Source organism: Dyella sp. 01N36 (assembly GCF_056399745.1).
Window position 1 is genome coordinate 1 of the sequence record NZ_JBFTRY010000294.1, and the last position, 3,199, is coordinate 3,199.

3 protein-coding genes are annotated in these 3,199 nt (G+C 63.6%); all 3 read left to right on the forward strand.

What is annotated here, in order from left to right; genetic code table 11:
- A partial coding sequence (locus AC1DMG_RS21210) for a polysaccharide deacetylase family protein (protein WP_477181061.1) occupies nucleotides 1–708 on the forward strand: 708 nt, incomplete at its 5' end.
- Nucleotides 696–1,961, forward strand: a complete 1,266-nt coding sequence (locus AC1DMG_RS21215; RefSeq protein WP_441603189.1) for an O-antigen ligase family protein — start codon at nucleotides 696–698, stop codon at nucleotides 1,959–1,961. The genes AC1DMG_RS21210 and AC1DMG_RS21215, both read left to right, overlap by 13 nt.
- A gap of 46 nt (nucleotides 1,962–2,007) precedes the next feature.
- Nucleotides 2,008–3,199: phenylacetate--CoA ligase family protein (locus AC1DMG_RS21220; protein ID WP_477181062.1), on the forward strand; the 1,192-nt coding region annotated here is incomplete at its 3' end.

A 3,199-nucleotide genomic window follows, 5' to 3' on the forward strand; every position in this document is an offset into this window, starting at 1 on the left:
ACCTTCTTCATCTCGACCGGCCACATCGACAGCGGCCGGCCGTACGCCTATGACTGGCTCGTCCACATGATCCTGTTGGCGAAGACAGATCGGTTGACCTTGCCGGAACTGGGCATGGACGTACCCATGCCGGCGACGCGCGCCGAACGCCGCGAACTCGCCGGCAACGTGCTCGACCATATGAAAGAGATCAGCGCGATCGAACAGGCGGCCATGATCCGTCGCCTCGAACGCGAGTGGCAGATGCCGTCCGACCATGCCTATCCCGCCGACTGCCGCCCGATGAACTGGGACCAGCTGCGTGAAATGCGCGCGGCAGGTCTGGAAATCGGCTCGCATGGCGTCAATCACTGGATGCTGTCCAAGCTTCCGCGCGAGGAGCTCGAACGCGAAGTGTTCGACTCGCGCAACGCGCTGCTGCGCGAACTGGGGCCGATGTCTTTGCTGATGTCCTACCCGGTGGGCAGCAACCGCGCGTTCGACCAGCAGGTGATCGAAGTGACCCGCGACGCGGGTTTCGACCTGGCCTGCAGCTATATCAGCGGCACCAACCTGCAGCCGGCGGCCAATCGTTACTCGCTCAATCGCATCGCGGTGGAGCGCTACTACGGCAAGGCGTGGTTCGCCGCGTTGCTCACCTTGCCCGGCCTTATCGGCTACCCGACACCCGCTCATCTGGCCACGACCGACGAATCATGTTCCCACTGATCCTCTTCTACGTCGTACTCACCATCGTCCGACCGCAGGAATACATTCCCGCGTTGATCGGCCTGCCGGTGCTGCCGGTGGTGTTGGTGTTGGCGTTTGCCGCGTGGCTGGCGTCCGGACTGCGCACGGCGCGTGCACCGCAGTACGGGATTCTGCTGGCCTTCTTCGTGGTGTTGATGGTATCGGAGGTCGCCAACGGCTGGCTCGGCGGGGTGAAGGAAGAGATGGGCAAGTTCGGCCCCATCGTGCTGACTTTTTTCATGATTGCAGCGGCATGCACTACCCAGCGTCGCATCCTTATCCTGATGGCGGTGATGGTGTTGTGCTCTACCTTGCTCGCGCTGCACAGCATCGGCCAGGCCCACAGCGGCGTCGGCTGGACCGGCATCCCCATCGGCGAGGATGGGCGCGTCCAGTACGTGGGCATTTTCAACGACCCCAATGACCTGGGCATGCTGTTCGTTTCCGTGTTCCCCATGGCCAGCCTGCTGTACAAGCGCGCCGGCTTCATCGGCAAACTGTGCTGGCTGGCCTGCATTCTCACGCTGCTGTACGGCGTCTACCTGACCAATTCCCGCGGCGCCATGCTTGGCGTGCTGGTCGTGATCGGTGCGTATATCTGGTATCGCCGCGGCCTCGTGGTTGCCGGGGTCCTCGGCGCGCTGGGCCTGGCGGCGATGAAGATGTTGTCCTCGCGCATGCAGGAACTCGATGCCGGCGAAGAATCCGCCAACGGCCGCGTGGACGCGTGGTACGAAGGTCTGCAGATGTTCAAGGACCACCCGATCTTCGGCGTGGGTCCGGGCAATTTCACCGACTACAACCATCTCACCGCGCACAACTCGTTCGTGCTGGTGCTGGCGGAAACCGGGTTCGTGGGCTACCTGCTGTGGCTGGCCTTGATCGGCTACAGCTTCTGGATGATGGCGGCCGTACTGCGCCTGAAGCCGGACGCCGCCGCCGAGCCCGAGCGATACGCGGCATGGAGCGCTGAACGGCCGATGGCGCTGACCCTGCTGCTTTCGCTGTGCGGCATGTTCGTATGCGCGTTCTTCCTCAGCCGCAGCTACATGATCGTGCTGTACGTGGTGCTGGCCATCGTCACCGGTTTCTATCTCGGCGCCCGTCAACGCGTCGAAGGCCTGCCCGCCTTCAGCATGAGCGAAAGCGGCGTGCGCTGGATTCCAGCCGCGGTCGGCAGCATCGCTGGCCTGTTCGTCCTGGTGAGCATCCTGCTGAGGACGACGGGATGACTACTACACGTTCGATGTCCAAGCACGGATCGATGGAGTGTTCGCCATGAGTGGTTGGTACGAGCAGGCTTTCCGCCGCGTGCTCTATCCTGCGTATGAGAGCGGCCTTCGCCGCCGCAGCACGCTGTCCTGGCTGGCGTCTTACGAACGCGATCAGTGGTACTCGCCCGAGGCGATTGCCGAACTGCAGTTCCGGCGACTGAAGACGCTGATCGAACATTGCCATCGCGAGGTTCCCTACTACCGGCAGCGTTGGCGCGAACTCGGCATCCAGCCGGACGACATCCGYAATCTGCAGGACTATGCGCGCCTGCCGGTACTGACCAAGGCCGATATCCGCGAGAATTTCAAAGACCTGCAGGCCTCTTCCTGGAGTGGCCGGCTGCTGTTCAAGCGCACTGGCGGCTCCACCGGCGAACCGCTGGAGCTGGGCTACACACGCGAGAGCTACGACAGGCGCATCGCCGTCATGTGGCGCGGCTACGGTTGGGCCGGTTCGCGACCGGGACGTCGCACCATGTATTTGTGGGCGGGCGCGGTCGGTACGCCGGGGCGCGCGCATCAGCTCAAGGACAATATCTACAACGCGGTGTTTGCCCGGCGCGTACTCAACAGTTTCGAGATGACGGAATCCAATCTGGCCTCCTATGCCGATGCGATCGACCAATACCGGCCGTCAATCCTGGTGGGCTATGTCAATCCGCTGGCACAGCTGGCCCAATGGATGGTCGAGACGGGGCGCAAGGTGCATCGTCCCGACGCGGTGATCGGCGCTGCCGAAGCGCTGCATCCGCACCAGCGCGAGACGATACGGCAGGCCTTTGGCAGCCCTGTCTTCAACACTTACGGCTGCCGCGAATTCATGCTGATCGCCTCCGAATGCGGCCATCACCATGGCCTGCACGTGAATGCCGATCACCTGGTGGTGGAGCTGCTTGATGGCGACGGCCAGCCAGCCGCGCACGGCCCGGGCGAAGTGGCCATCACCGACCTTTCCAACTACGGCATGCCGTTCATTCGTTACGTCAACGGCGATCTGGCCACGGCGTCGGGTGTGCGCAGTTGCCCCTGCGGTCGCGGGCTGCCGCTGCTTGAGCGCGTYGACGGACGGGTGCTGGACGCGATTCGCACGCCGGACGGGCGCATCCTTCCCGGCGAGTTCTTTCCGCATATGCTCAAGGACGTGCCGGGCCTGTCGCGCTTCCAGCTGGTGCAGCGGCAACTGGACCGGCTGGAAC

Bases quoted from the DNA above. Each gene is read 5' to 3' on its own strand.
- AC1DMG_RS21215 (WP_441603189.1), top strand. From the start codon at position 696: ATGTTCCCACTGATCCTCTTCTACGTCGTACTCACCATCGTCCGACCG.